The sequence below is a fragment of the Halomonas sp. PAMB 3264 genome, from assembly GCF_031954245.1.
GTDB lineage: Bacteria > Pseudomonadota > Gammaproteobacteria > Pseudomonadales > Halomonadaceae > Vreelandella.
Map to the genome: position 1 here is coordinate 1752106 of NZ_CP134866.1, position 26939 is coordinate 1779044.

Annotated in this window: 29 protein-coding genes and 1 tRNA gene; 12 read left to right on the forward strand and 18 right to left on the reverse strand. The window is 60.5% G+C overall.

Translation table 11 applies throughout. The annotated features are described in order from the left end of the window. Positions 1-140 precede the first annotated feature (140 nt). The 3 genes from RN347_RS07805 to RN347_RS07810 form a co-directional block, all read right to left on the reverse strand. On the reverse strand, positions 141-374 hold the full coding sequence (locus RN347_RS07805) for a DUF6246 family protein (RefSeq protein WP_311960747.1): 234 nt from the start codon (positions 372-374) through the stop codon (positions 141-143). After that, the gene (locus RN347_RS17115) at positions 269-511 is read right to left on the reverse strand and encodes a terminase small subunit (protein WP_409335797.1); all 243 of its coding nucleotides are present in this window, start codon (positions 509-511) and stop codon (positions 269-271) included. Before RN347_RS17115 ends, RN347_RS07805 begins: the two co-directional genes overlap by 106 nt. A 773-nt stretch (positions 512-1284) precedes the next feature. Next, a complete protein-coding gene (locus RN347_RS07810; protein WP_311960748.1) occupies positions 1285-1545 on the reverse strand; it encodes a hypothetical protein in 261 nt (86 codons plus the stop codon). A 169-nt stretch (positions 1546-1714) separates the two neighbouring features. Between RN347_RS07810 and RN347_RS07815 the strand changes: the two genes are divergently transcribed. After that, entirely contained in the window at positions 1715-2338 is a 624-nt protein-coding gene (locus RN347_RS07815; RefSeq protein ID WP_311960749.1) for a site-specific integrase, read from the forward strand. A 39-nt stretch (positions 2339-2377) separates the two neighbouring features. Here the strand turns inward: RN347_RS07815 and RN347_RS07820 are convergent. Next, positions 2378-2468, reverse strand: a tRNA-Ser gene (locus tag RN347_RS07820). A gap of 57 nt (positions 2469-2525) precedes the next feature. Next, entirely contained in the window at positions 2526-4232 is a 1707-nt protein-coding gene (locus RN347_RS07825) for a potassium/proton antiporter (protein ID WP_263584179.1), read from the reverse strand. Positions 4233-4377: 145 nt separating this feature from the next. On the opposite strand from RN347_RS07825, the gene RN347_RS07830 reads away from it, so the two are divergent. Together RN347_RS07830 and RN347_RS07835 are read left to right on the forward strand one after the other, a co-directional pair. After that, complete coding sequence (locus tag RN347_RS07830; RefSeq protein ID WP_311960750.1) at positions 4378-5580, forward strand: ABC transporter substrate-binding protein; 1203 nt, start codon at positions 4378-4380, stop codon at positions 5578-5580. Next, positions 5577-6962, forward strand: coding sequence for an exonuclease domain-containing protein (locus RN347_RS07835; protein ID WP_311960751.1), 1386 nt, complete (start codon positions 5577-5579; stop codon positions 6960-6962). The genes RN347_RS07830 and RN347_RS07835 overlap by 4 nt, the downstream gene beginning before the upstream one ends. 3 nt (positions 6963-6965) lie before the next feature. Here the strand turns inward: RN347_RS07835 and RN347_RS07840 are convergent, their stop codons facing one another. Next, on the reverse strand, positions 6966-7772 hold the full coding sequence (locus RN347_RS07840) for an alpha/beta fold hydrolase (protein ID WP_263584176.1): 807 nt from the start codon (positions 7770-7772) through the stop codon (positions 6966-6968). Between the two features lie 31 nt (positions 7773-7803). Further along, the gene (locus RN347_RS07845) at positions 7804-8472 is read right to left on the reverse strand and encodes a 7-cyano-7-deazaguanine/7-aminomethyl-7-deazaguanine transporter (protein ID WP_263584175.1); all 669 of its coding nucleotides are present in this window, start codon (positions 8470-8472) and stop codon (positions 7804-7806) included. Between the two features lie 509 nt (positions 8473-8981). On the opposite strand from RN347_RS07845, the gene RN347_RS07850 reads away from it, so the two are divergent. After that, complete coding sequence (locus RN347_RS07850) at positions 8982-9209, forward strand: hypothetical protein (protein WP_263584174.1); 228 nt, start codon at positions 8982-8984, stop codon at positions 9207-9209. 64 nt (positions 9210-9273) lie between these two features. Here the strand turns inward: RN347_RS07850 and RN347_RS07855 are convergent, their stop codons facing one another. Further along, positions 9274-9447, reverse strand: a complete 174-nt coding sequence (locus RN347_RS07855) for a hypothetical protein (RefSeq protein WP_263584173.1) — start codon at positions 9445-9447, stop codon at positions 9274-9276. 101 nt (positions 9448-9548) lie between these two features. Between RN347_RS07855 and RN347_RS07860 the strand changes: the two genes are divergently transcribed. Continuing rightward, positions 9549-9725, forward strand: coding sequence for a hypothetical protein (locus RN347_RS07860; RefSeq protein ID WP_311960752.1), 177 nt, complete (start codon positions 9549-9551; stop codon positions 9723-9725). A 68-nt stretch (positions 9726-9793) separates the two neighbouring features. Here the strand turns inward: RN347_RS07860 and RN347_RS07865 are convergent, their stop codons facing one another. After that, a complete protein-coding gene (locus RN347_RS07865; RefSeq protein ID WP_311960753.1) occupies positions 9794-10564 on the reverse strand; it encodes a dienelactone hydrolase family protein in 771 nt (256 codons plus the stop codon). A gap of 203 nt (positions 10565-10767) precedes the next feature. On the opposite strand from RN347_RS07865, the gene RN347_RS07870 reads away from it, so the two are divergent. From RN347_RS07870 to RN347_RS07890, 5 genes are all read left to right on the forward strand, one after another. Further along, on the forward strand, positions 10768-11448 hold the full coding sequence (locus RN347_RS07870; protein ID WP_311960754.1) for a Bax inhibitor-1/YccA family protein: 681 nt from the start codon (positions 10768-10770) through the stop codon (positions 11446-11448). Between the two features lie 87 nt (positions 11449-11535). Beyond that, entirely contained in the window at positions 11536-11925 is a 390-nt protein-coding gene (tusD, locus tag RN347_RS07875; RefSeq protein WP_311960755.1) for a sulfurtransferase complex subunit TusD, read from the forward strand. A 49-nt stretch (positions 11926-11974) separates the two neighbouring features. Next, complete coding sequence (locus RN347_RS07880; RefSeq protein WP_311960756.1) at positions 11975-12340, forward strand: DsrE family protein; 366 nt, start codon at positions 11975-11977, stop codon at positions 12338-12340. 25 nt (positions 12341-12365) lie between these two features. Next, positions 12366-12653, forward strand: a complete 288-nt coding sequence (gene tusB / locus RN347_RS07885; protein WP_311960757.1) for a sulfurtransferase complex subunit TusB — start codon at positions 12366-12368, stop codon at positions 12651-12653. A gap of 1 nt (position 12654) precedes the next feature. Further along, positions 12655-13005 carry a TusE/DsrC/DsvC family sulfur relay protein gene (locus RN347_RS07890; RefSeq protein ID WP_263584166.1) on the forward strand — a complete coding sequence of 117 codons (351 nt, stop codon included), beginning with the start codon at positions 12655-12657 and terminating at the stop codon, positions 13003-13005. 9 nt (positions 13006-13014) lie between these two features. Here RN347_RS07890 and RN347_RS07895 read toward each other — a convergent pair whose 3' ends face one another. Both RN347_RS07895 and RN347_RS07900 read right to left on the reverse strand, forming a co-directional pair. Then, positions 13015-13647 carry a helix-turn-helix domain-containing protein gene (locus RN347_RS07895; protein WP_263584165.1) on the reverse strand — a complete coding sequence of 211 codons (633 nt, stop codon included), beginning with the start codon at positions 13645-13647 and terminating at the stop codon, positions 13015-13017. A gap of 91 nt (positions 13648-13738) precedes the next feature. Then, positions 13739-14692 (reverse strand): histone deacetylase family protein, encoded by a 954-nt coding sequence (locus RN347_RS07900; RefSeq protein WP_311960758.1) that lies wholly within the window; start codon positions 14690-14692, stop codon positions 13739-13741. A 99-nt stretch (positions 14693-14791) separates the two neighbouring features. Here RN347_RS07900 and RN347_RS07905 point away from each other — a divergent pair, with 99 nt between their 5' ends. Beyond that, positions 14792-17539, forward strand: coding sequence for a bifunctional acetate--CoA ligase family protein/GNAT family N-acetyltransferase (locus RN347_RS07905; protein WP_263584163.1), 2748 nt, complete (start codon positions 14792-14794; stop codon positions 17537-17539). A 60-nt stretch (positions 17540-17599) separates the two neighbouring features. Here the strand turns inward: RN347_RS07905 and pdxH are convergent, their stop codons facing one another. The 4 genes from pdxH to RN347_RS07925 all read right to left on the reverse strand — a co-directional run bounded on the left by pdxH (position 17600) and on the right by RN347_RS07925 (position 19906). Continuing rightward, entirely contained in the window at positions 17600-18244 is a 645-nt protein-coding gene (pdxH, locus tag RN347_RS07910) for a pyridoxamine 5'-phosphate oxidase (protein WP_311960759.1), read from the reverse strand. A gap of 71 nt (positions 18245-18315) precedes the next feature. Next, positions 18316-18705, reverse strand: a complete 390-nt coding sequence (locus RN347_RS07915; protein WP_311960760.1) for a DUF2069 domain-containing protein — start codon at positions 18703-18705, stop codon at positions 18316-18318. Next, the gene (gene wrbA / locus RN347_RS07920) at positions 18702-19325 is read right to left on the reverse strand and encodes an NAD(P)H:quinone oxidoreductase (RefSeq protein ID WP_311960761.1); all 624 of its coding nucleotides are present in this window, start codon (positions 19323-19325) and stop codon (positions 18702-18704) included. Before wrbA ends, RN347_RS07915 begins: the two co-directional genes overlap by 4 nt. Continuing rightward, entirely contained in the window at positions 19322-19906 is a 585-nt protein-coding gene (locus tag RN347_RS07925) for a gamma-glutamylcyclotransferase family protein (RefSeq protein ID WP_311960762.1), read from the reverse strand. Before RN347_RS07925 ends, wrbA begins: the two co-directional genes overlap by 4 nt. A 150-nt stretch (positions 19907-20056) precedes the next feature. Between RN347_RS07925 and smrA the strand changes: the two genes are divergently transcribed. Then, positions 20057-20671, forward strand: coding sequence for a DNA endonuclease SmrA (smrA, locus tag RN347_RS07930; RefSeq protein WP_311960763.1), 615 nt, complete (start codon positions 20057-20059; stop codon positions 20669-20671). Positions 20672-20761: 90 nt separating this feature from the next. Here the strand turns inward: smrA and RN347_RS07935 are convergent, their stop codons facing one another. The 3 genes from RN347_RS07935 to metH all read right to left on the reverse strand — a co-directional run bounded on the left by RN347_RS07935 (position 20762) and on the right by metH (position 26851). Beyond that, positions 20762-21310 (reverse strand): DUF934 domain-containing protein, encoded by a 549-nt coding sequence (locus RN347_RS07935; protein WP_311960764.1) that lies wholly within the window; start codon positions 21308-21310, stop codon positions 20762-20764. Beyond that, positions 21300-22955, reverse strand: coding sequence for a nitrite/sulfite reductase (locus tag RN347_RS07940; RefSeq protein ID WP_311960765.1), 1656 nt, complete (start codon positions 22953-22955; stop codon positions 21300-21302). The genes RN347_RS07935 and RN347_RS07940 overlap by 11 nt, the downstream gene beginning before the upstream one ends. Before the next feature lie 179 nt (positions 22956-23134). Next, positions 23135-26851, reverse strand: a complete 3717-nt coding sequence (gene metH / locus RN347_RS07945) for a methionine synthase (RefSeq protein ID WP_311960766.1) — start codon at positions 26849-26851, stop codon at positions 23135-23137. Positions 26852-26939 lie beyond the last annotated feature (88 nt).

Here is a 26939-nt window from a genome sequence, read left to right on the forward strand (position 1 = left end):
GCGGTTCACGATTCATGGTTTTCGAGGAGTTCTAAAGACTGCCTTTGACGAGCTTGGGCTGCTCTTTGATGCGCTGCCGAAACTGAATAATGTGTTCGACCGCCGCCGCCGCCTCCTCGGTCGGCTGCTCCGACTTCTTGCTATCTGCTTCCGGAAACTTGGCATCCATCGCGCTGAAACTTGATCATGGTCAAAGACCAGACTTCGCGGGCGGATAGTCCAAGATGCGTCTGTACGGCGGCCACGAACTCGGCAGAGTCGAAGGCGTTCATCGGTTTGCCACCACCCTTACGCGGCTTGGGCGCGCCGACAATACCGGCCACTGCCAGCCCGGCGCCCAGCACATAGACGTTTTGCAGCGGCAGTGCGGCCATGACATACCCCGGCCTGCGGTCTTCTTGCTGTACCCGGCACGGATCGCAGTTTGAGTTGCGCTAATGTCAATAATGTACTCATCAACGAAACGAGACTGCCGGGCTGTCAGCGCGGCAGCACTTATGGCAGTCTTCATGGTTTTCCTAATATTCAAACAGCCATGCAATGAAGGCTGGCTTAGTTTTATGAGGTAGGCACGATGGGGGAAAGTTACCTGCAAGTCTTTGTGGCTTCGCTGCCAGTAATAGGGGCTCTAATAACGTGGATCACTCATTCTCGAAGCTACAAATTGACCCAAAGCAATATCCAAACGAATTTCAGGCTGAAGATCTTTGACTTTTGGTTATTACACCAAAATGAAGCTGTACTGTCAGACGATCCTGATAAGCAGTTGAAGCATCTATTCTACCTCTACTCGGGTAAAAGCGTGGATGGTCGTCTCGTATGGGCCGCATTACGTGGACATCCTGACCCGGAGGCTCTTGAACGGTTGCCTTTAGCTTATACTGATGTAGAGGTGGATGAGTCTTCAGGATTAATACGTCAGAAACAGCCGCCTTGGAAGATCGACGGCAAGGAGGCCGTCCTTTTCATATTCTACTTCCTTGCTGCAGCGTGCTGGGTGTTTCTTTTATGCCCTTGGCCTGGATGGGTTTACCAAGAGCCTGAGGCGATAAGCTTTGGGCGGAAGATTGGCGTTGCCGCAGTTGTCATATTAGTAAACGCTGTCTTCTTGATGTACGTAAGGTATTGTTTCCATTTCATGGGTAAAGCGAGAGCTGTGAGACTGCTGACCCAGACTAAGCGCATGAAGATAAGGCACTCGATTCGTCTCTGGTGGCTTAATTTATTTCAGAGGATTAAAAGGCTTTCCTGTTGGTTTAGGAAGCGAGATTCACTCTGAAACAGCTATTTCTGAATGTACTGGTAGATTTTTTGTGGGGCACGGGCCTGCTTTTTCGCGACTTGGCCTTGCTGCCAAGTAGTAATGCCGTGTTCGGCGGTTTGGCCGGCAATATACCCACCCACGCCCAACTTCATCAGATTCCAAAGCGCTTCGGGCACGGGCAGCGTGACCCCGGCGCCGAACATTGCGCTCAGGTAGGGCGCGATGAGGTAGTTGTTCGCCACGATGGTCAGCATCAGAATCGGTCGCCAGTTGCGCTGCATCCAGCTTTCGCCGGCGGCCTCGCCCAGAATTACCTACATCGGGCTCTTAAGCGCGCTGTTCTCCCTATCGATGAGCTGGGTCTCGTACTTAAGTCTAGAGGCTTCTTCCTTGTCCGTGATTGAGTGGGCACTGCCCACCCAACCAAGGCGGGGACTCAAGGAGCTGCCCGTGCGTGTTCGCTGGATTACGGAGTCAGATGCTGATCGACTAATCGAAGCCGCGCGTACGACTCGAGAGGGCGACTGCCTTGCTGACTTTATCGTGCTGGCACTGAATACTGGCGGCAGAAAAAACGAGTTGCTCAAGCTCGAATGGCGGCGAGTGGACTGGGAGAACGCGTTGATAACGCTGGAGCCGGATGACATCAAGTCAGCGAAGCGGCGAACCATACCGCTAAATGATAACGCGATGGTCGCTTTGAAGCGACGATACCGGTACAGCCAAACGTATCGCGCGGCATCGCCCTGGGTTTTCTGCAAGCGTGATGGCAGCCGTTACGTTTACCCGAAACCGGTGTTCAAGAAGGCATGGGAGAAGCCGCGGATTGTTGATTTCCGGATTCACGACTTGCGATATACCTGCGCTAGCTGGTTGGTTTCCAAGGGAGTGCCGTTGGCTGACGTCAAAGACGTGCTGGGCCACTCCACGATCAACATGACTGAGCGGTATGCCCAGCTGGCAACTCACCGGGCGAGGGATGTCGTAGCTAGACTGGGATCACGTTCCAGTCACGCTGGATCACCGGTAGGGAATACTGAAGAGTTGATGGTTAGGAAAGGCGAAGGGCAGTAACGAAAAAAGCCCCGTAGAAACGGGGCTTTATAATCGATTTGGCGGAGGGACAGGGATTCGAACCCTGGATAGGCTATTAACCTATGCCGGTTTTCAAGACCGGTGCATTCAACCGCTCTGCCATCCCTCCGGCTTATGGGTGCGTATACTACCACTATTTCCTTGGAAGTCAACGCCTTTGGCCAAATTAGTAAAGCCTTAGGCCGACGCGGGTGATATTGCCACCCTGCATTTCGCTCACGACCCAGTGGATGCCGTGCCAGTCGATGTCGTCGCCGACCACCGGGTGGCCGCCCACGCGCAGCGAAACGAATTCCGCCAGGCTCATTTCCTGTTCGCCGGGACTCAAGGTCAGCCCGTAGGCCTGGGCGATGTCCCGCATGTAAGCGCTGCCTTCCAGAGTGAAGGTACCGAAGAAAGCGCGCTCCTGCTTGAGCTTGGCGTCGCCGTTGAACAGACGGTTGAGCGCGGTCAAATCTTCCGATCGACCGATGACGCAGATCACATCCTCGAGTTTCAGCCGGGTGTTGCCCTTGGGGTGGAGCATGACGTGATTACGAAACAGCGCCGAGATGAGCGCGCCGGAAGGGAAGCGCAGTAGGCGGATCGGCACGTCCTCGAGATCCTGGTTTTCGACCACGTAGACGAACATCTCGAAGTCGTTCTCCGGCAGAATGCCCAACGGCCCGCGCCGGTTGGGCGTCGTGCCGGCGGGCACCTGGATCTTGAGCCAGCGGGCGACCAGCGTGAGCGACCCCCCTTGGATCAAAAGCGACATCAGCACTACCGCAAAGGCGACGTTGAAGTAGAGCGAGGCGTTCTCCACGCCGCCGATCACCGGAAAGATCGCCAGCACGATCGGCACCGCGCCGCGAAGCCCGACCCAGGCGATGAAGAACGTCTCGCGCCAGCGAAACTTGAAAAAAGGCTTGATGGTGATGAACACCGCCAGGGGGCGAGCGATGAAAATCAGCGCCAGCGCCACTAGCCCCGCCGGCAGGATGACCTCGACCAGCTGGCTCGGCGTAACCAAAAGCCCCAGCACCAAAAACAGGCCGATCTGGCTAAGCCAGGCCAGGCCGTCGTGGACGGGCAGGATGAAGTTCAAATGCCGCCCCGGCTGGTTGCCGATCATTAGCCCCGCCAGATAGATCGCCAAAAAGCCGCTGCCGCCGAGAACGCTGGTCAACCCGAAGACGCTAAAGCCCAGCGCCAGAGCCAGCATGGCGTAGAGCCCCGGCGCCAGGTCGAGCCAGCGCAAGAGCTTCGCAGAAAGCCAGCCGCCGCCCAGGCCCACGACCAGGCCGATGCCAAATTGCGAAACGAAGAATACGAGGGTTTCGACGATGCCGCCCATGTCGCCGACGAGCAGCTCGACCAGCATCAGCGTGAGAAAGATCGCCATCGGATCGTTGGTACCGGACTCGATCTCGAGCGTGGCGCTGACCCGCTCGTTGAGGCTGACTCCGCGGCCGCTGAGCATCGAGAACACCGCCGCCGCGTCGGTGGAGCCGACGATCGCCCCGACCAACAGGCCTTGAATCAGGCTGAGCTGAAACACCCACATGGCGATGATGCCGACGATGGCGCTGGTGATGAACACCCCGGCGGTGGCCAGCGACAGCGCCGGTTTGAAGCCGACCCTAAAAGTTTTGAGGCGAGTGCGAAGCCCGCCGTCGAGCAGAATCATCGCCAGTGCCAGGTGGCCGATGACGAAGGCCATGCTGTAGTCGTCGAATACGACGCCAAGCAACCCCTCTTCGCCGGCGAGCATGCCCAGCCCCAGAAAGATCAGCAGCAGCGGAACGCCAAACATTGATGAGAGCCGGCTGGCCAGAATGCTCAGCGTCATGAGAATGCCGCCGATCAAAAAAAAGGTATACAGTGCGTCCATGTCTCTCCGTCTCTACATCAATGCCGCTCTATTATTGCACGCCCCCTGCTATTTTACTGCGCCTTAAGGCTTTATGGCGGGCCAGGGCTGGTCAGGGCCGGCGGCCACCCGCTACACTCCGGCTTCACGCCCCTGGAGTGTAGCGATGCCTCACCTGACTATCCGCCGGCAAGCGCGCTTGCTGTTCGCCGGTGCGTTTTGTCTATTGTTTTTTTCCTGGCCGGCGCTGGCCGCAGAGGGGGAGGCGGGGTCTGATCAAGATGCGGGGGCTGTGTCGCTCGAAAGCGAGGTCATGCTACCGCCCGAGCTATGGCCCGACGCCGCCCCCCTGGCCCGCGATGAAAGCACCGCCGGCGCCGAGCCTCAAGCCGCGCCGCCGGCTCAGTCCGAGCCGGTGCCTTCGGCCACCCTGGCGCTGCCGCCGCCGCTTGATCCGCCGCCGCTGACCGAAGTGACGGTCATGCTGGACTGGTACCTGAGTCCACAGCACGCCATGCTTTTGATCGCCCAGGCGCGGGAACTGTTCAAGGCGCAGGGGCTGGCGGTAGAGCTTTTGAGCCCGGCGGACCCGACCATTCCGCTCAAGCTATTGGTGGCCGAAGAGGTGGACCTGGCGCTGACTCGCCAGCCCATACTGCATCTGCAGGCACATCAGGGCGAGCCTCTTACGCGGGTGGGAACGCTGATCGAAACGCCCTTGAACGCGGTGATCGTGACCGGCAGCGTTGCCGAAACGGACGACGTTGCCTTGCTGGCCGGGCGCGATTACGGCTTTTCTACCCGAGAAGGCGAGACCATCGTAGCCGAGCGGCTCATCCCTCAGTCGCTGCGTCAAACCGATGGCTTCAAGGCGCCGGTCAATGTGCACTTCGACGCCGCCGCTGCCGTGGTGCGCGGTGAAGCCAACGTGATCGCCGACGGCTACTTTGCCTCGCTTCCCCAGCAGCTCGCACCTGAGGGGATCGAGAGCCACGTCATTCGTTTTGAGGAGATCGACATTCCCCGTCACGATGGCGTCATCGTCGTGGCCAACAGCCAAACGCTTGGTCGTCATGGCGCGACCTGGGCGCGCTTCATGAGCGCCGTCGAGCAGGCGAGCCACTGGATGATCGAAAACCCCGAAGCGTCCTGGACGCTGGTCGCCGAGCAGCACCCGATTCTCGATAATGCGATCAATGAGGCGAACTGGGAGTCGCTTCTGCGCCGCCTGTCGTTGAGCCCGGCGGCGGTGAACACGCGCCGCTACCAGGCGTTTGAGACCTACTTGCAAAAGCGAGGCCTTATCGAGGAGACGTTACCGGTATCGCGGCTGGCGGTCGACCCGCACACGCTGGGCGCAGAGCCATGAGCGAACCCGCCCTGACGTTTATCGACGTGGAAACCACCGGTACGAGAGCCACCCGCGATCGCATCACCGAAATCGCCGCGCTGAAGGTGGTTGAAGGGGAGATCGTCGATCGCTGGGTGAGCCTGATCGACCCGGGCACCAGCATTCCGCCGTTCATCTCGAAGCTCACTGGCATTCATGACGATATGGTCGCCGACGCCCCGCGTTTCGAGACGATCGCCGAGGCGTTCAAAACGTGGCTTGGTGAGAGCTGTCTGGTGGCGCATAACGCCCGCTTCGACGCGAGCTTTTTGCGCAACGCCTTCAAGCGCGCCGGGCTCGACTATCGCCCCCGGCTGATGTGTACCCTGCGTATCTCGCGAAGGCTCGAACCCGAGCAGCGCCAGCACAACCTGAAAAGCCTGCTCGCGCGCTTCGATATTCAGACCTCGCGCGCCCACCGTGCCGAGGACGATGCCGAGGCGCTTTGGCGGCTGTGGCAGGCCTGGCAGCAGCGCTTTCCCGCCGAGCAGTGGCAGGCCGCTACCGGTCAGGAGCGAGAGCACCGCAACCTGCCAGCGCATCTCGACAGCGCTCTGGTGAGCGAGCTCCCGCCGCGTCCGGGGGTGTATCTCTTCTATGGCCACAATCGGCTGCCGCTTTACGTGGGTAAAAGTATCAACCTGAAAAATCGGGTGAAGGGGCACTTTCAGCGCGACCACCAGGACGACAAGGCGATGCGCATGCTCCAGCAGATTCAGCACATCGAGTGGGAGGAGACCGCCGGCGATTTGGGCGCCCAGCTCCGCGAGGCGCAGCTGATCAAGGAGCTGATGCCGATCATGAATCGCCAGCTACGCCGTCAGGGCGGTCTGAAAACCTGGTTCTGGCCCGACGGCGAGCACGTGCCGACGCTTGCCGGAAGCGCCGTACTGATCAGCTCGGCGCCGGGCGAGCGTTTCGGGCTTTTTCGCCACGCGCGCGAGGCCAAACAGGCGCTCAAGACGATCATCGAGGAGCACAAGCTCTGCCCGCAGGTGCTGGGGCTCGAGAAGGGAAAAGGGCGCTGCTTTGCCAATCAGCTCGGCAAGTGCGCCGGCGCGTGCTGTGAGAAGGAGTCGCTCGAGGCACATACCCAAAGAGCGCAGGCGGCACTCGAGCGTTTGAAGGTGAGTGCCTGGCCCTGGCCCAACAGGATCGTCATCCGCGAAAAAAGCGTTCATACCCGTAAAAGCGCCTATCACACGGTGGATCACTGGTGCTACCTCGGCAGCGCGGTGTCGCTTGCCAAGGCCAGACGGCTCGATTTCGAGGCAGTTCAGTTCGACGTGGATACCTATCGCATCCTGAACCGCTTTTTGCGAAGCCCCGAGGAGCATGGGCTAAGCATCACGCCGCTCTAGGCCTTATTTATCCTCTTCATTCATGAAAGCGCTGACCGCTTGCTGGAACGCCTCGGGCTGGTCGGCGTGCAGCCAGTGGCCCGCCTCTTTTAGCGTGATCACTCGCGCGGTCGGCAGCATCTCTTTCAAGGCCGGGATCATGTCATCGGTGACGTAGTGTGAGTCGGCGCCGCGCAGCACCAGCGTTGGGCCCTGGTAGGGCTCTTCGCCGGCGGGCAGGCCGATGATGGCGTCATAACCTGCCTGAATCTCGTCGAGGCCCACGCGCAGCGACATCTGTTTGTCGTCATTGCGCACCAGATTGGTCGCCAGAAAGAGTCGAGTAGGGCGAGCGCTAACGTGCTCGGCCATGACCGCATCGGCACGCTTGCGATCGGTAGGTTTGGCTTCGCGCACCGCGTTCAAGGCGCTAAAAACGTCGTCGTGGCCGTGGTCGTAGCGCACCGGGGCGATGTCGCCGACGATCAATGATGCCGTAAGCTCCGGCGCCAGCCGCGCCAGGCTGATGGCGACTTTGCCGCCCATCGAGTGACCCAGGATGTGTGCCCGCTCGATCTTCTCCTTTTTGAGCAGCGCAATCACGTCCTGACTCATCGCCTGGTAGTCCATGCCGTCGGCGTGGGGGGAGCGGCCGTGGTTGCGAAGATCCACCGCCAGCACTCGGCGCTGCTGTTGCCATACCTTCAGGTGCGAGCGCCAGTTGTCGGCGCTACCGAGAAGGCCGTGCAGCACGACGAGCGGCGTTTTGTCGGGGTCAGCGCCTTCGAGGGCCTCGATGAAATGAAGATCAACCGGAGTAACGCGGCTCATTGAGCCTCCTTGATGGGCACGTTTTTTTGAATCAGGCGACTCGTGGGGCGCGGTCGCGCTGTCCTGTCCAGACCACGAGACGCCGGGTTAGCCAGGCCAGCAGCAGGCCGTACAGCGGCAAAAAGAACAGGAGGCTGATGGCCAGCTTGATCGCATAGTCCACCGCGGCGATTTCCACCCAGTGGGCCGCCATGAACGGGTCCGGGCTATTGTAGAAAGCGGTGAAGAAAAAGGCGAACGTGTCCGCCAGGTTGCCCAGTACCGTCGAGAAGACCGGCGCGACCCACCAGGCCCACTGGCGCAGCCGGTCGAACACTTGAACGTCGAGCAGTTGGCCGAGAAAGTAGGCCAGAAAGCTTGCCAGTGCGATGCGCGCCACGAACAGGTTCCACTCACCAAGCGCGCCGATGCCGGCGAAGCTTCCTTGAGGGAAAATGACCGATACCACGTAGGAGATCGCAAGCGCCGGGAACATGACACGCAAGATGATCGACCGCGCCGGCCCCTTGCCGAACAGGCGAACGGTCAGATCGGTGGCCAGAAAGATGAATGGAAAGCTAAACGCCCCCCAGGTGGTGTGAAACCCGAAAAGCGTGAAAGGTAGCTGAACGAGGTAGTTGCTGGCGGCAATAACGCCAATATGAAACAGCACCATGATCAGAAGGCAGCGGCGGTGCTGAGCGTCGGTCAGTGCAAACATGTGAACGGCCTTTTTAATAGCAGGAGGGGTTAGGGAACCCTCTGATAGGCGCAAGCGCCGGGGCCGCGCATTATACGCAAACCCCCGGCCAATTAAAGCGGATGCCTCTTTTCGAGGCTTGCTCTTTTTGGCAGGTGCTCCCTTGTTTCCAAACTGCGGCTATACGCCGCGTCCTGCAGGCGTGGCAAGGTGGTTATTCTTGAGTATCGAAGCCTGTGGCCAAGCGCGCTAATAAACCTCGAAAAGCGAGATGTTGGCGAGTAAAACCAAAGGTGTTGAGTTGCCGCTGACTTTATCGGGCGGTGGCATCGAGGGTTATCTATAAGATTGAATTAGAAAGATAGTTGAATAGACGCGACCATGGATGATGGGCGACACTCGCTTGAATACCGCGATAAAAAATGGCCGGAACCACTCACACCGCGTCAGCGGTGATTGAGGGTATTTTCAGGAACCTATTGGCACTTGGCGTGTTCAATATCATCAGGTGGTCAGGAAAGGAGAAACCAATGAAGCATCTTGAGAAGTGCGAGCAGTGTGGCAAGGAGTATGACCCCTCTGAACCCAAGGGAGCGCCGGAAGACCCGGACAATTGCGGTAGCTGCGGCGCCGACATCAAGCCCAAAGGGCGTCATTCGAGCTTTCTGGTCGATGACAGCAACGAAGAAGACGGCGGCGAGCACAGCCTTGAAAAAACGCTGAGAGAAGCCTCTCACAAGGCCGACACAGACGATTAAACAAAAACGGTTCAGCTTAAGCTGAACCGTTTTTTTATGCGGTCGAGGCGTTTAGATGCGTAGCCTAGTAGGTCGCCTCCGTACGTGAGCCGCGCAGGCAGTCGCCATAGTGCATGGTATCACCAAGCTGTTCTGCCTGTTTACGACACTCTGCCGAGCGCGAAGAGCTAGTGCCAGAGGCGCAGCCGGCGCTTACCAGCATGATGGCCACCAGACCCAGAGCGAACATGGACTTCATAACTTTCTCCTGACATTGACTTGTTTAACACCGTGCGATGATAGCAGTCCTGCCTCTCTTTGGGCATCGGCTGTATGCATACGAACCCGCAAGGAGGACCGATGGATAAAATCTATGCCTGGGATGTCAAGCGCGAACGCATCGTATACCGCGTTCCCGGACAAACCCTCGAGGACGGCCGCGAGGATAGCGATCTACACCCGGTTTGGCTGCCCGCCGAAGCAGACGACCTGCCCGAGGGCGTCGAGATCGAGGACTTGCGGGAGGTTGAAAGCTAAAAAATCCGCCCCTCCAATTTTTCAAAAGGGGCGGGTACGAAGAAATGGGCGTTTCTAACCCGATGGATTCAAAGCATCTCCTCGAGCCACTGCTGGAACGTGGCCCAGGAGCGTTGATCGGCGCGTTCGTCATAGCGGTCGCTGCCAAAAACGCTAAAGGCGTGGGGGGCTCCAGAGTAGATGCCGATCTCATAGGTGATGTTGGCCTCTTCCAGCTCTGAGGCCAGCGTTGCAACATCGTCCAAACTCGCCATTTCATCAGCGCCGCCGTGAGCGATAAAAATCGGCGGCGCATCGCTTGCGTAGGACTGACCCTCGGGCGTATCCAGGCCGCCGTGAAAACTCGTGTAGGCGGCGATGTCATCGGCTTCACCGGAGCGTGCCATCTCAAGCGCCACGGTGCCGCCGAAACAGTAGCCCATAATGACGGTTGCGCTTGCCGCACCCTGCTCGCGCGCCTGCGTCAAGCCTGCCAGCGTCAGTTCGCGCATCCGCTCACGATCTTCGTATAGCGCGCTGGTAGCGGCCTGCTTCGCTTCCACTTCCTGGGGGCGGTTACCCTGACCGAAGAGATCTACCGCGAACGCATCGTAGCCCTGTTCGGCTAGCATGTCGGCGCGCTCGCGCTCGTAGTCGTCGACGCCGTCCCAGTCGTGGACGATCAATACGCTGCCTTTCGACTCGCCCTGGGCTTCGACGAAATAACCTTCGAAGCTCTCGTCACCGACCTGGTAGGTAACGTCTTCCCCTTGAGGGTGAAAGCCAAATGCCTGGGTACTTAGAAGAACTGCAACAGTCAGCGCGTTGAGTTTCAGGATACGATGAGTGGATAGCGTCATGGTGACTCCTTTTATCAGGTGTAAGTAGAGCGAATAAACTCGCATTTATTCGGGGCGTGGTATATCCATTAAGTTAGCATAGACACATTGCGTTGAATCTTCGTCCAACGATGAGCTTTTTTTGAATTTGAAGGGCTTGCACCGGGAACTACGTCACGGCATGCTTGTCCGTTGTTAGTACGACTACCAGGGAGTTTATAACCATGGCGTTCAACGATTCGCACACCGTACGACCGCAGCAGGATCAGGCGGTTAGCGGCGCTAGAGCCAACAAGGTACTGCGTAATACCTACGCACTTTTGGCCATGACGCTGCTGTTCTCGGCCGTTACCGCTGGCGCTTCTGTCGCGCTCGGCGTACAGCAGATGAACATTTTCGTCTTCTTCATCGGCGCTTATGGGCTGATGTTTTTGGTGCATAAAACCGCCAACTCCGCCGCTGGGCTTCTGGCCACGTTTGCCTTCACCGGTTTCATGGGCTTTACCCTTGGCCCGATCATCTCGGCCTATCTGACGCTGCCCAACGGCGGTGCGCTGATCATGAACGCGCTGGCCATGACCGGCCTGACCTTCATCGGTCTTTCCGCCGTCGCGCTGATGACCAAAAAGGACTTCAGCTTCCTTGGCAACTTCCTGATGGCGGGCGCCATCGTGCTGATCCTGGCCATGGTGGCTGGACTGATCTTCCAGATTCCGGCGCTGTCACTGATGGTGTCTGCCGGTTTCGTACTTTTCGCCTCGGCGGCGATTTTGTACCAGACCAGCGAGATCGTTCACCGCGCGGGCGAAACCAACTACATTCTGGCGACCGTTACGCTCTATGTCTCCATTTACAACCTGTTCATAAGCCTTCTCTCCATTCTGGGCATCATGAGCAGCGACTGATTTTTTGGTCGACCCGCTACCCAAACAGACCCTACTTCGGTAGGGTCTGTTTTTTTATAGGCAGTTCATGCCCGCAACGAGAGCGAAATGAAATACGGACTACTGGTGACCGGCGCACCCTATACGAGCCCGGCACCGCATTCGGCGCTACGCTTCGCCCACGCCGTAATCGACAGGGGCCACACGCTAATCGGCGTGTTTTTCTATCAGGATGGCGTGCACAATGCCTCGTCGCTAATGAGCCCGCCCCAGGATGAGCTTAATTTAAGAGAGGCGTGGGTAGCGCTCAATCGTGATCACGCCACGGCGCTTGACGTATGCGTGGCGGCGTCGCTTCGCCGAGGCGTGCTCGACCGAGCCGAGGCCAAACGCCATGGTCTGACCCAGCACACGCTTGAAGCGCCCTTCGAGCTCACGGGGCTGGGCCAGCTTTTGACGCTGCAAAAAAGCTGCGACCGATTCATTACCTTCGCCTGACGCTTCACTCCCCGAGCGTGATTCCCGAACTCTCCACTCGAGGCAAACGATGACCGAGCCCCCCGCCCGCCTGATTACGCTAAGAAGCGCCCCCTTTGCGTCCAACGCGCTCAGAGAAGGCCTTGACGTGGCGCTGGTGGCCGCGGCGTTCGGTGAGCCGGTCACGCTTTTATTCGCCGGCGAGGGCGCTTTGGCACTACTGAAATCGCAACAGGCCGGTGCGCCGGGGCAGAAGGCCGTGCTACCCACGCTCGAGATGTTAGAGATGTACGATATCGAGGAACTGCTGGTGCCCGAAAGCAGCCTGGTAGAGCAAGGGCTCGACGCCGGTCTGCTGATCGATGCCGCGCGCGTGATTTCTGAAAGCGAGCTGGCCGCGCTTTATCAGCGCGCGCGAGACGTTCTTCATTTCTGATGGTTGCCGATATTAAAGAGGACGCATGCTGCATATCTTGAATCAGCGGGTCGATGCGAATTGCGCAACGAACATGCTGCGCGTGGTCGCCAAAAGCGACGAGGTCGTGCTGATCGAAAAAGCCGTCCAGGCGTGCCTGAAGCCTGAGTGGACGGGGTTCGAGCAGTGCAAGGGCCGTGTATATTTACTCCAGGAAGACCTGGCATCACGAGGGCTCTTTGATGTCGCCAAGCGGCAGGCGGTTTCCATAGTGGACATGGCAGGATTTTTAGCGCTCTCGGAGCGCCATGAACAGTGTGTGACCTGGTATTGATATGAAAGATGAAAATTTATACCGTTATCTTGATTGCAACGAAAATCTGAAACTGGATCCTGAGGGATATCTAGTAGATCAAGAGTCATGGAGCAATGAGGTTGCCGAGGCGTTGGCGCGTGATGAAGGGTTGGCGCTGACGCCGGCACATTGGGAAATCATTGCCGTCGTGCGGGAATTCTACGCTCGTTTTGAGATGGCACCGGCCATGCGTGCGCTGGTCAAAGCTACGCGCCAAGCGCTGGGTGAAGAGAAGGGCAATTCGCTTTATTTGATGTCGCTTTTCCCGGAAAGTCCGGCGCGGCGCGTGGCGCGTCTGGCCGGGCTCCCCAAACCGACCAACTGCCTTTGAGAGCCGGGGCTAGATCAAGTCGCCCCGCGTACATACGGACAGTACCACCGCATCCTCGACGCTGGTCGATACCAGCGCGTGGCCCATGTCGCTGTCGAAGTAGATGCTGTCGCCCTCGGTGAGCGCCTGCGGGGCGTAGAACTCGCTGTAGAGCAGTATGTCGCCTTCCAGCACCATCAAAAACTCCTCACCGTCATGGCGTACCCACTGCTGGTACGCCTCGAAACTCCGCGCCCGCACGACCGTCTTGAAAGGTATCATGCGCTTTTGCGCCAACTGGTGGCCCAAAAGCTCGTGTTCATAAGTCGGGGTAGGGTGAAGCTGTCCTTTACCCTTGGGCGTCAAGTCACGCCGGCCCATGGTGTAATGTTCGCGCTTGGGCGGGGTGAATAGTTGGGGCAGGTCGATGGCAAGCCCGGAGGTGAGTTTCTGGACGACGCTAAACGTCGGCGAGACCTGGTCATTTTCGATTTTTGATAGCGTCGAGCGGGCGATGCCGGTGCGACGGCTGACGTCTTCGAGTGTCCAGGTATTGGCCAGGCGAATCTCCTTTAGCCTGGCGCCCAGGCGCAGCGGCTCGACGAACTCCTTGCGCCCCGATGCGATCCTTAAGGCCGCGTGCTCGTCATACGTCTCGGTCATGAATCAGCGCCGTCCTGTTTGCCTGTCGTTACCATGATCAAGGCGCCATGTTAACACGATTGCCTTTTATACCGTTTCCATGCACGGTCTTTCATGCGCCAGCCCCGGGGGCGGCCTCGAAAGGCAGACCCAATAGTGCCTTGAGATGCGCGCTGCAGCCGCTGGCCAACGACTTCGGGTTGTAGCCGCCCTCGAGAACAGACACCAGTCGGTTTTCAGCGTAGAGTTTTGCAATCTCCATGGCCTGGCACGTGATCCAGTAGTAATCCTCGTCATCGAGCTCGAGCTCGCCCATGGGGTCGTCGCGGTGGGCATCAAAACCGGTGGAGAGCAGTACCAGATCCGGCTTGAAGTCGTGAAGCGCGGGCAGCCATTGCTGCTCGACGGCCGATCGAAAGCCTGCGCTTTTGGTCCCTGCCTCCAGCGGCGTATTGACTACATTCGGCCACTCGCTTTTGAGATAGCGCCAGGGGTAGAAGGGAAACTGGTAGCTTGTGCAGATCAACACGTCTGGGTCGTTTTTGAAGATATCGATGGTGCCGTTGCACTGGTGAACGTCGAAATCCAGAATCGCGACGCGCTTTGCGCCGTAATGTTCGCGGGCGTGGGCCGCGCCAACGGCGACGTTGTTGTAAAAGCAAAATCCCATGGCGTCGGCGGCCTCGGCGTGGTGGCCCGGCGGGCGCACGGCGCAGAACACGTTGTCGGCCTGACGCTTGAACACCTGGTCGATGCCCTTGACCACCGCGCCCGCCGCCACCCGGGCGGCTCTAAGCGTATCCGGGTTCATCAGCGTGTCGCTATCGAGCGATGTGAGGCCTTGCTCGGGGAGGCAGCGCTCCAGCGCCTCGAGATGGCGCTTTGCGTGAACCCGCGCAAGCGCTGCCGGCTCGACTTCCCTGGCTTCGCCCTGCATGGTTTGCTGCAAGAGCCCGTCCAGCGACAGGCGCGCCCGTATGGCCTCGAGCCGCGCAGGGCTTTCCGGGTGGTCCGGGCCCATGTGGTGCAACACGCAGTCGGGATGGGTAAGGTAGGCGGTAATCATGCAGGCGCTCCATTCAATGTCAGGCTACCTTAATCGCTATGAGTGCGTGCGCGACACTGATCATAAGTCGTACATGAAATACCCCCAGGAGATGCGTTCGTGAGCACCCGCTTTTTACATCACTTTTTCGAGCCGCAAACGATCGCCGTCTTTGGCGCCTCTGAAAAGCCGGAGTCTCTGGGCGGGCTGGTGCTCGGCAATCTTCAGGAGGGTGGGTTCAAAGGTAAACTTTGGGCGGTCAATTTAAAAGGCTACGACGAGGTTTTCGGCGTTCCCTGTTTCAAAGGCGTCGATGAGCTTCCCGAGCCCCCGGGGCTTGCGGTGATCTGCTCGCCGGTGGAAGGGGCACCCGGGCTCATCGAAAAGCTCGGTCGCAAGGGCGTCAAGGCGGCGCTGGTACTCTCGGGCGGGGCGTATCTCGATCGCGAGCAGGGCAGCGAAGGCTCGATTCGAGAGCAAATGCTTCAGGCCGCTCGTGTCTCGGGCATTCGCGTGCTGGGCCCGGAGTGCATGGGGCTGATCGTGCCCAGCAAAAAGCTCAACGCCTCCTACGCCAGCCAGCCGGTCAAGCCCGGGCGGGTGGCGTATCTGGGCCAGTCCGGGATGCTCGCTAACGCCATGATCGACTGGGCGGCGGGGCGCGAAGTAGGCTTTTCTCACCTGATCAGCGTGGGTGATAGCGTCGATGTGCTGCTGCCGGATCTGATCGACTACGTGAACCAGTTCTCGCCGGCCCAGGCCATCTTGCTCCACCTGGAGCGTATCAAGGACGCGCAGCACTTCATGACGTCGGTACGCGACGCCTCGCGTAACCGGTTGGTGCTGGCGATCAAAAGCGGGCGCACGCCGGAGTCGGATATCTCCGGTATGGCGCCGACGCCGGGTATCACCCACCGGGACGTGGTGTTCGATGCTGCCTTCGCCCGTGCCGGCGTCGTGCGCGTCAACGATTCCGACGAGCTCTTCGACGCGCTGGAGACGCTTTCACGCATGCGCCCGCTGCGCGGCGACCGCCTTGCGGTGGTCTCCAACGGCCTTGGCCCGGCGATGCTCGCCATCGACAAGCTCATCAGCGCCGGCGGCACACTCGCACGCTTTAGCGATGAAACCCAGGCCGCGCTGACCGAGCGTAAGGTCGATCGCAGCAAGCCCGGCGAGAACCCGGTGGATCTGGGCGGCAACGCCACCCCCAGGCGCTTCGTCGAGGCACTGGAGATCGTCACCGCCGACCCTAACGTGGACGCGGTACTGGTCGTCCATGCGCCGACCCGCCTGGCGCCGTCGGTCGAAACCGCCCAGGCGCTGATCGACAGCCGCAAACGCTTCAAGCGTAACCTGCTGACCAGTTGGATGGGCCTCAAGGAGGCGCTCAAAGCGAGAAGCACGTTTAGCGCCGCGGGTATTCCCACCTATATTTCGCCGGAAAAAGCGGTCAAGGCGTTCATGCACATGGTCGACTACCAGCGGGTACAGGCGCTTTTGCACGAGATTCCGCCCAGTTTGACCTTCGACACTCGCGCCGCTGACCGTCAGGCCTGCCGGGAACTGATCGCGAAAGCCAAGGAACAGCGCCGCTACACGCTCACCCACTCGGAAACCGCGACAGTGCTCGAGGCCTACGGTATCCCCACCGCGCCGAGCGTCTATTTGCAAAACCCGAGCGATGCGCTCAAGGAGCAGGGGCACTTCGCCGGCCCCAAGGCTCTAAAGGTGGTACACGATGGCAACTGCCACCCGTACCGTTACCGCCGCCACCCGCACAAGATTTCTGCCGGGCTGCTGCAGGATCTGGTCACCCCAAGCCAGGTCGCCGAAGGCGTTCAGCGTCTGGGCGACAAGGTGCGCGAGAAGTTTCCCGAGTACACCATCCAGGAGTACTGCCTGCAGCCCATGCAGCGCGGCAAACACTCGATGCAGATCTGTGCGGGCATCACCCGTGATCCGGTGTTCGGCCCCTTGATCGTGTTCGGTATCGGCGGCTACAAGGTGAACGTGTTGGCGGATCGCCAGGTGGCGCTGCCGCCGCTCAACATGAGTCTGGCCGCGGACATGGTGGGGCGCACCCACGCCGCCTCGCTGATTCGCGAACACTCGGGCGAGGCGGAGCGCGATATCGAGCGGCTCTGCCAGTTGCTGGTCAAGCTTTCGCAGATGGCTTCGGATCTGGTTGATCTGCGCGGGCTCGAGCTCAATCCGCTTTTGTTGAACCGCGATGGGCTGCTCGCGGTCGATTTCGCCATGGATCTGGGCCCGCCGGCGCGCTTTGCGATCATGCCGTATCCGGAGGAGCTTCGTGAGTGGGTCACGCTCAAAAACGGTTGGCAGGTCGAGGTGCGCCCGATTCGCGCCGAGGATGCGCCGCTGATTACCCGCTTTCACACTCGGCTTTCCGAGGAGAGCATCCGGTTTCGCTACTTCCACAACAAGTCGAACCTGTCCCAGCGAGATCTGTCGATCCTTTCGCACATCAACTACGACCGCCAGATGGCGTTCATCGCCGAGCACCAGCACGATGACGGTAGCAAGGAGATGCTGGGGGTGGTGCGGGTCTACAACGACGCCGACAACCTGCGGACCGAGTTCTCGATCATCGTGCGTGACGATCTGCAGGGGCTGGGAATCGGTAAGCTATTGATGGAAAAAATGATCAGCTACTGCAAGAGCGTGGGCACCATCGAAATGATCGGCAAGATCATGATGGATAATCATCCGATGCGCGCGCTGATGAAACATCTGGGGTTCACCAGCCGCTACAACATGGACGAGCAGGTGATCGACGCCGTCCTACGCCTCAACGAGCCGGACAGCGATTGGCAGCGCCATCGCCTTGAAAGCCTGCCGGATTGAACTGCATCAAAAACGCCCCTGGCAGCCCAAGGCGGGCAGGGGCGTTTGTCGATGCGGGTATCAAGGCGCGAGGCGAAAGCGGCTCCAGGGGCCGTCGTCCTGGCGCTCGAAGCGTACCCGATCATGCAGGCGGCTGGGTTGGCCCTGCCAGAACTCGATCATATCCGGCTTGATGCGATAGCCGCCCCAGTGGATCGGCCGCGGTATCGTTTGGCCATCGTAGGCATGCTCAAAACGTACCTGGCGCTCCTCGATCCATTTGCGATCCGGGATCACCACGCTTTGGGTCGCGATCCAGGCGCCCAGCTGACTACCTCGCGGCCGGCTCTGAAAGTAGGCGTCGGACTCTTCAGGCGCGACCTGCTCGACTGCGCCCTCGACCCGTACCTGGCGAGAAAGCCCCGGCCACCAGAACGTTGCCGCCGCGAAGGGCACGTTGGCAAGCTCGCTCCCCTTATGGCTGTGGTAGTTGGTGTAAAACGTCAACCCTTGGGCATTGACGCCTTTTAACAGCACCACGCGAGCGTGAGGACGGCCCTGGCTGTCGGCGGTGGCCAGCGTCATGGCGTTGGCGTCCTGGCCATCGCTTTCGAGAGCGGCTTCAAACCACTGGTCGAAAAGCGTGAAGGGATCGTCCGGCATGGCGGCTTCTTCCAATAGCCCGCCTTCGTAGTCACGCCGAACATCGGCAATATTACGGTTCATGATCGCTGCTCCCTGAAGCGTGGTTGAGTGTCGTTATTTTGATCGGTGTCGTCGTTTTTTCATCGAGCCGGTCAGCGCGACACCTTTCGCGCGCCAAACCGGGCATAGCCCAGCGAGCCGAAAAACAGCGCGGCAGCGGCGGCGATTTCAAGCGCCCCGCGCAGAAACTGCCCGGTGGCCGCGGCAAACATCACGCCCTGGGCGATATACAAAAGGCTGACGAAGGCGAGCCAGGCATGGCCCCGGGGCCGCTTGCCGATGATCGACGGCAAAAAGAGCAACAGCGGCAGAACAAAAGCCAGTACCGGGCGCCAGCTGTACTCGTCGCCCTGGACCTGAAAACCGCGCAGCATCACAAGCCCCAGCAGTACCACTAAGCTGATCAACACCAGCCGGCGCGTTTTCTGGCTCAGCGCCTCGCGCCCGTGACGGCGCTCCAGGTCGAGAAGCCACTGCCTCATGAGGACGCCTCGCGAAGTGCTGCGAGCGCCACCGCCAGCCGCGCCACACGTCTGCCCTGGGCGACGCACAGGGCGCGCTCGTGCTCATCGATCACGCGATCGCTGCGCCCACCCGCCACGTGGCTCGCCCCATAGGGCGTGCCGCCGGTTTGGGTCTCGATCAATTCGGTTTCATTATAGGGGATGCCCGCGTAGACCATGCCGTGGTGCAAAAGCGGCACCAGCATGGTCAAAAGCGTGCTCTCCTGACCGCCGTGCATGCTCGAGGTCGAGGTGAAGCAGGTGGCGGGCTTGTCGATCAGCGCGCCGTTCATCCAGAGATTGCTCGTGGTATCGAGAAAGTATTTGAGCGGGGCGGCCATGTTGCCAAACCGGGTAGGGCTTCCCAGTGCCAGGCCGCTGCAGTGGCGCAGATCCTCAAGGTCGGCGTAAATGGCGCCTTCTTCCGGCACCTCGCTTTCCACGGCTTCGGTCGTGGGCGAAACCGAAGCCACCGTGCGAAGCCGCGCCTTGATACCCGCCACGCTTTCGACCCCCGCCGCGACCTGGCGCGCCATCTCCCGCGTGGCGCCGGAGCGCGAATAGTAAAGCACCAGAATATAGGGGGTGTTGTCGCTCATGAGGTTTCCTTGAAAAGCCGAGTCTTGGCGCACGGATCAGTTGCGTCGTTTGCCGCCGGCCAGTGGTAGCCCGGCAGGCCCGGGGCGCCTGAACCGGCAAGCACCATTCGCTTATATCCTACCAGAGCCTGCTCGTTGGGCGCAGCTGCGTTGGCTGACGCTTGTTCGGCCAGGCGCCGGTAAACCCAGGCCACCTCGCCGCTTTCGAGCTCGACCTCTTCACGGCGATAGCGAACGCCCAGCCGCTCATAGCGGTCGAGTCGCGAAAGCTGCTGGGGCGTAACGGTTAGCAGAAGCCCTTGAACCGTGCCCTGCGGGGCCGGCGAAAGGTCGAGGCCATTTTTGGTGAAGCCTTTTAGTGCGTCGGCTTGCGCTTCGCCACCGGTATGCATCACCACCCAGCGCACCGGAGCAAAACGCAGCGTGCCGTAGACGAACACCTGGTGGCTTCGCTGCTCGATAGGCGCAATATGGGCCGGGCGCTCGTAAAACCAGGGGCTTAGCATGGTCATCCAGAGCCACATCGCCACGCCCAGCACGACGAGTAGCCCCAGGGCCAACCCCCTTTTTATCCAGATCATGTTCTATCCTTGTAGTGTCCGCCGTCCCTGCATGATGCAAAACGTGTCATGCAAGATAGCCCATGAAAAGAGAGCCTTGAATAGAGAGCCCTTAAGCCCGGCGCCGCTTTATGCCAGGATATCGATTGCACCCACTCCGAGGAGCCCGCCATGAATCAGCCACTTCGTGATGATTTTCGTGAAGACTTTCGTGAAGACATGGATTTTCGCGCTTTTGTCGGTGATGTGAAACCCCTGGCGAAGGGCCGCCGGGCGGATACGGGCGACCGGCGCTCCAAGCCCTCCGAGGCGCAGCTGGCCCGGCGAGAAAGCGCCGAGGCGGCTATTGATCAGAACAACTTTCTGTCCGACGACTTCGTCGATCTATTGCCGCCGTTCGACCCGCTCGAGTACCGCCGCGAGGGTATCCAGCAGGGCGTGGTCGATAAACTCAAGCACGGCGGCTACCCCGTTCAGGCGCAGCTCCACCTGCTCAGGCGCCCGCTCGCCGAGTGCCGGCGGATGCTCTTTCCCTTTATCCAGGACGCTTTTGGTCATGATCTGCGCTCGGTGATGATCGTTCACGGCCGCGGGCGTGAGATCGACAGCCCCGCCAACGTGCTGCGCTCGTATCTGGCCAAGTGGCTTTGCCAGTTCGACGAGGTGCAGGCATACGTTTCGGCGCAGTCTTCCGACGGGGGGCTCGGGGCGACCTGGGTAATGCTGCGCAAAAGTGACCGCGCCAAGGCCAACAACCGCGAGCGCCAGCAAAAGCGCCGCGGCTAACGCGCTCAATGCGCAACGACAAAAAAGGCAGCCCGTAGGCTGCCCTTTCGATTAGCGGCCAGAAACGCGCCGCTCGGTTTTATAAAGCGTTTACTCTGCAGCGGCCAGGCGGCGCTCGAACAGCGCTGAGCGCGTCTGGACATCGGTCTGATAGCGCACGCTGAACACCCTGAGCGCGCGCAGGGCGGTTTCCGGATCCTGATCCTGGCGCAGCGCCATGGCGTTGAAGCCACAGCGCTCCATGTAGTTGAGCTGATCGATCAGCACATCGCCCACCGCGCGAAGCTCGCCCGTAAAGCCGTAGCGCTCGCGCAGAAGCCGCGCCAGGCTGTAGCCGCGCCCGTCGGTGAAGGCGGGGAAGTCGATCGCCACCGCGTGAGCCTTTTTCAGCTCTTCACCCAGCGCCGGTGTAAGCTCGGTGTCGCTGGTCAACAGCGGGGCGAGGTCGGTGTCACCCAAATGCTCGCGCCAGAGCGCCAGCGGGACGAACGCCGGCAGCTGCTCGGGCAGGGCCTCACCGTCATACGAGACGCACCAGGCGTTCTCGGCGGCGAGCTCGCCGTCATTGATCAAATGGTCGACGTGAACCGGCGCCGGGGCGGTATCCTGTGCCGCGGCGTCTTTGGCATCAGTGGGCATAAACGCGCTCCTTGAAGGGTTTCAGGCCGATGCGGCGGTAGGTATCGAGAAAGCGCTCATCCTCGTGGCGCTCGGCCACGTACACTTCGAGCACTTTTTCGACCACGTCAGGCACGTCTTCGCGGAAGAACGACGGGCCCAGAATCTTGCCAAGCGAGGCGTCGTCGGTAGAGTTACCGCCGATCGAGACCTGATAATACTCCTCGCCTTTTTTATCGACCCCGAGAATGCCGATGTGGCCGACGTGGTGGTGGCCGCAGGCGTTCATGCAGCCCGAAATATTGAGATCGATCGGGCCCAAATCATAGAGGAAATCCAGATCCTCGAAGCGCTCCTGCAGCGACTGGGCGATCGGGATCGAGACCGCGTTGGCCAACGAGCAGTAGTCGCCGCCGGGGCAGCAGATGATGTCGTTGAGCGTGCCGACGGTGGGGTTGGCCATGCCGAGCGCCTCGAGCTCCTGCCAAAGCGTTTCAATCTCGTCGACCGGCACGTCGGACAGCACCAGGTTCTGTTCGTGGGTCACGCGAATTTCGCCGAACCCGTAACGGTCGGCCAGATCCGCGACCGCGTCCATCTGATCGGCGGTCACATCGCCCGGGGCGTGCTCGCGGCGCTTGAGCGAGAGCGTTACCGCCTTGTAGCCCGGCACCTTGTGGTCGGTCACGTTGTTGGTGACAAAGCGCGCAAAGGCGCGGTTCTCGCCGCGTAACGCCTCGAAAGCGTCAATTGCGCTTTGTGCCACTTCGCGGCGCTCGGGCTCGGGGAAGTGGCGTTTGGCGTCATCCACCGCGGCCTGGTTCAGCGTCTGGGGGCCGTCTTTCAGATGCGCCCACTCCTCTTCGACGCGGCGGCGATACTCTTCGACGCCCAGCGCCTTGACCAGAATCTTGATGCGCGCCTTGAACTTGTTGTCGCGGCGGCCGAACTGGTTATAGACGCGAACGCAGGCCTCGAGATAGGTGAGCAGGTGCTGCCAGGGCAGGTCCTCGCGTACGGTTTCGGCGATCATCGGCGTACGACCCAGCCCGCCGCCGGCGAGTACCTTCACGCGTAGCTCGCGGTCTGCGTTGTACCAGAAGCGCAGGCCGATATCGTGAACCTGAATTGCCGCGCGGTCGTGACTGGCGCCGCTGACCGCGATCTTGAACTTGCGCGGAAGGTAGGCGAATTCCGGGTGCAGCGTGGACCACTGGCGAATCAGCTCGCACCACGGGCGCGGGTCTTCGACCTCGTCGTTGGCGATACCGGCGAACTGATCGCTGGTCGTGTTACGAATGCAGTTGCCGCTGGTCTGGATGGCGTGCATCTGCACCTTGGCGAGCTCGCCGAGAATGTCCGGCACGTCTTCCAGCGCCGGCCAGTTGAGCTGCAGGTTCTGGCGCGTGGTGAAGTGGCCGTAGCCACGGTCGTAGCGCCGCGTGATCTCGGCCAGCGCTTTCAACTGATGGCCGGCGAGCATGCCGTAGGGAATGGCGATGCGCAGCATCGGCGCATGGCGCTGAATATACAAACCGTTTTGCAGGCGCAGCGGGCGAAATTCTTCTTCTCCGAGCTTACCGGCCTGGTAACGCTCCATCTGATCGCGGAACTGAGCGACCCGCTCATCGACGAGCGTTTGGTCGTGAATATCGTAACGGTACATGTGCACGGTCCTGCATGGCGAAATGGTCACGTCGAGACGGACGGTCGAGTACCGCCACCTTAACGCAGATCGTCATATTCTATGAAAGAATATATAATTATCTTTTTATTCTTGAATGATATTTATAAAGCGTATGCACGCCGGCACCGGTTGTAAAGCCGGCGCCGGGTGGCGGCACTTCAAACCGTGGCGCTGGCCGTCGGCTCTGGCTCGTAGGAGAGCACCGGTGAGAGCCAGCGCTCGAGCTCCTCGAGGCTCATGGCCTTGCGCGCCGCCAGCGCCTCGACCTGGTCGCGAGTAATCTTGCCCGTGGAGAAGTACTTCGACTGCGGGTGGGCGAAGTACCAGCCGGACACCGCCGCGGCTGGCCACATGGCGAAGTTCTCCGTCAGCGCCAGCCCGGTGTTCTCGGTGGCATCCAAAAGCCTGAACAGGGTCGCCTTCTCGGTGTGGTCGGGGCAGGCCGGATACCCCGGTGCCGGGCGAATGCCCTGGTACTTTTCGGCGATCAGCGCGTCGTTATCGAGCGTTTCATCTTTCACGTAGCCCCAGAACTCCTTACGCACGCGCTCGTGGATGCGCTCGGCAAACGCCTCCGCCAGCCGGTCGGTGAGTGCCTGGACCATGATCGCGCTGTAGTCGTCACCGGCTTTTTCATAGGCTTTCGAGAGCTCATCGACGCCATGACCGGTGGTGACCGCAAAGCCGCCGATCCAGTCGGGTTTGCCGCTCTCCCTGGGCGCGACGAAGTCCGCCAGGCTGTAACAAAGCCCGTCGCGGCCCTTGGTGGTTTGCTGGCGAATATGGTGCAGCCGCTCGACGACCTGCTCGCGGCTTTCATCGGCGTAGACCTCGATCACATCGTCATCGACCGTGTTGGCCGGCCACAGCCCGATTACCCCGCGGGCGTGGATATGGCCCTCGGAGAGCAACTTCTCGAGCATCACCTGGGCATCCTCGAACAGGTTGCGCGCCGCCTCGCCGACGACTTCATCGTTGAGAATCTTCGGATACTTGCCGGCGAGCTGCCAGCTCATGAAAAACGGCGTCCAATCGATGCGCTCCACCAGCTCACGCAAATCGTAGTTTTCGAACACGGTGATGCCGGGCTGCAAGGGGGCGACGGGCGTCACCTCGTTCCAGTCGGTCTTGAAGCGGCGCTTGCGCGCTTGGGTGTAGTCGAGATCCGCCGCCTTGGGTCTGCGCTTGGCGTTGCGCTCGCGCACCACCACGTACTCATCGCGAATGCTCTGGACATACTCCGCCTTCAGGCTCGGCGTCAACAGCCGCCCGGCCACGCCGACGGCCCGCGAGGCGTCGGTGACGTAGATCACCGGGTGCTCGTACTGCGGCTCGATCTTCACCGCGGTGTGCGCTTTCGACGTGGTGGCGCCACCGATCAGAAGCGGCAAATCCATGCCGCGGCGCTGCATCTCCTTGGCCACGTGAACCATCTCGTCCAGCGACGGCGTGATCAGCCCGGAGAGGCCGATGATATCGGCATTGTGCTCTTCGGCGGCCTTGAGGATCTTTTCGGCGGGCACCATCACGCCCAGGTCGATCACCTCGTAGTTGTTGCACTGGAGCACCACGCCGACGATATTCTTACCGATGTCGTGAACATCGCCTTTTACCGTGGCCATGACGATCTTGCCCTTGGCCTGGGTGTCCTCGCTCTTTTCCGCCTCGATGTAGGGAATCAGATACGCTACCGCCTGCTTCATGACGCGGGCGGATTTAACCACCTGAGGCAAAAACATCTTGCCGGCGCCGAACAGATCGCCGACCACGTTCATGCCGTCCATCAGGGGGCCTTCGATCACCTCGATGGGGCGCGCGGCCTGGGCGCGGGCCTCTTCGGTGTCGGCTTCGATGTGGGCGGTGATGCCCTTGACCAGCGCATGCTCGATGCGCTTGTTCACCGGCAGGCCGCGCCACTCCAGGTCCTCCTTTTTCGGGCCGCTGCTGCCGTCGCCCTTATACTCGTCGGCAATGTCCAGAAGGCGCTCGGTGGCGTCATCACGGCGGTTGAGCACCACGTCCTCGACCGCGTCGCGCAGTTTGGCCGGCAGGTCGTCGTAGACCGCGAGCTGACCGGCGTTGACGATGCCCATGGAAAGACCGTTCTTGATCGCGTGGAACAGGAACACCGAGTGGATCGCTTCGCGCACCGGGTTGTTGCCGCGAAAGGAGAACGACACGTTGGAGACGCCGCCGGAGATCATGGCGTGGGGCAGGTTCTCGCGAATCCAGCGGCACGCTTCGATGAAGTCCACCGCGTAGTTGTTGTGCTCCTCGATGCCGGTGGCGATGGCGAAGATGTTGGGATCGAAGATGATGTCCTCGGCGGGAAAGCCGATGTCATCGACCAGCAGGCGATACGCTCGTTCGCAAATTTCGGTCTTGCGCGCGAAGGTGTCTGCCTGGCCTTCCTCATCGAAGGCCATGACCACGATCGCCGCACCGTAGCGCATGCACTTGGTGGCCTGCTCGCGAAAGGCGGCTTCGCCTTCCTTCAACGAGATCGAGTTGACGACCGCCTTGCCCTGCACACACTTGAGCCCGGTTTCGATGATCTCCCATTTGGAGGAGTCGATCATGATCGGCACGCGCGCGATGTCCGGCTCGCCGGCGATCAGGTTCAGAAAACGCTCCATGGCTTCCTGGGATTCGAGCATCCCTTCGTCCATGTTGATATCGATCACCTGGGCGCCATTTTCCACCTGCTCCAGCGCCACCTCGAGCGCGGTGGTGAAGTCCTCTTCGACGATCAGGCGCTTGAAGCGCGCCGAGCCCGTGACGTTGGTGCGCTCGCCGACGTTGACGAACAGCGAGTCCGCCTCGATGTTGAACGGCTCGAGCCCGGAGAGTCGGCACGCCGTCGAGCGCTGCGGGATTTGACGCGGCGCCACATCGCGCACCGCGTCAGCAATGGCGCGAATGTGTTCCGGGGTCGAGCCACAGCAGCCGCCGATGATGTTGACCAGCCCGCTTTGGGCGAACTCGCCGACGATGGCGGCCATCTCTTCCGGGGTCTGATCGTACTCGCCGAACTCGTTGGGAAGCCCGGCGTTGGGGTGTGCGGAGACATAGGTGTCGGCGCGGGTCGAAAGCTCTTCGAGATAGGGGCGCAGCTCCTCGGCGCCAAGGGCGCAGTTGAGCCCGACGGTCAGGGGCTTGGCGTGGCGCACCGAGTTCCAGAACGCCTCGGTGGTCTGACCCGACAGCGTACGCCCGGAGGCGTCGGTAATCGTGCCGGAGATCATCACGGGAAGGCGCTTGCCCAGATCCTCGAACAGCACTTCGAGCGCGTAGATCGCCGCCTTGGCGTTGAGCGTGTCGAAGATCGTTTCGATCATGATCAAGTCGCTGCCGCCATCGATCAGCGCCGCCGCGGCTTCATAGTAGTTCTCGTACAGCGCATCGAAGGTGACGTTGCGCTTGGCCGGATCATTGACGTCTGGCGAGAGCGAGGCGGTGCGCGAGGTCGGGCCCAGCACCCCGGCCACGAAGCGAGGGACGCCGGTCTCTTCGGTCACCTCGTCACACACCTGGCGCGCAAGCCGCGCGGCTTCGCGGTTGAGCTCGATTACCAGCTCCTCCATGCCGTAATCGGCCTGGGAGAGGCGGGTGCTGTTGAAGGTGTTTGTTTCGAGTATGTCCGCGCCAGCCTCGAGGTAGTCGCGGTGGATGCGCGCGACCAGTTCGGGCTGGGTCAGCGCCAGCAGGTCATTGTTGCCCTTGAGATCCGATGGCCACGCCTTGAAGCGCTCGCCACGGAACTCCGCCTCGCTGAGCGCTGCGTTTTGCAACATGGTGCCCATACCGCCATCCAGAAGCAGGATGTTTCGGGAAAGACGTTGGGTGAGCGATGCGGTCATATCTCGTAAAGCCATGGCGAAGGGGAGTCTCCAACAGCGCAATCAGGGAAGTTCGGCGCGAACATCGACGCAAATGGCGCTTATCATATCAAACGCGCTTGAT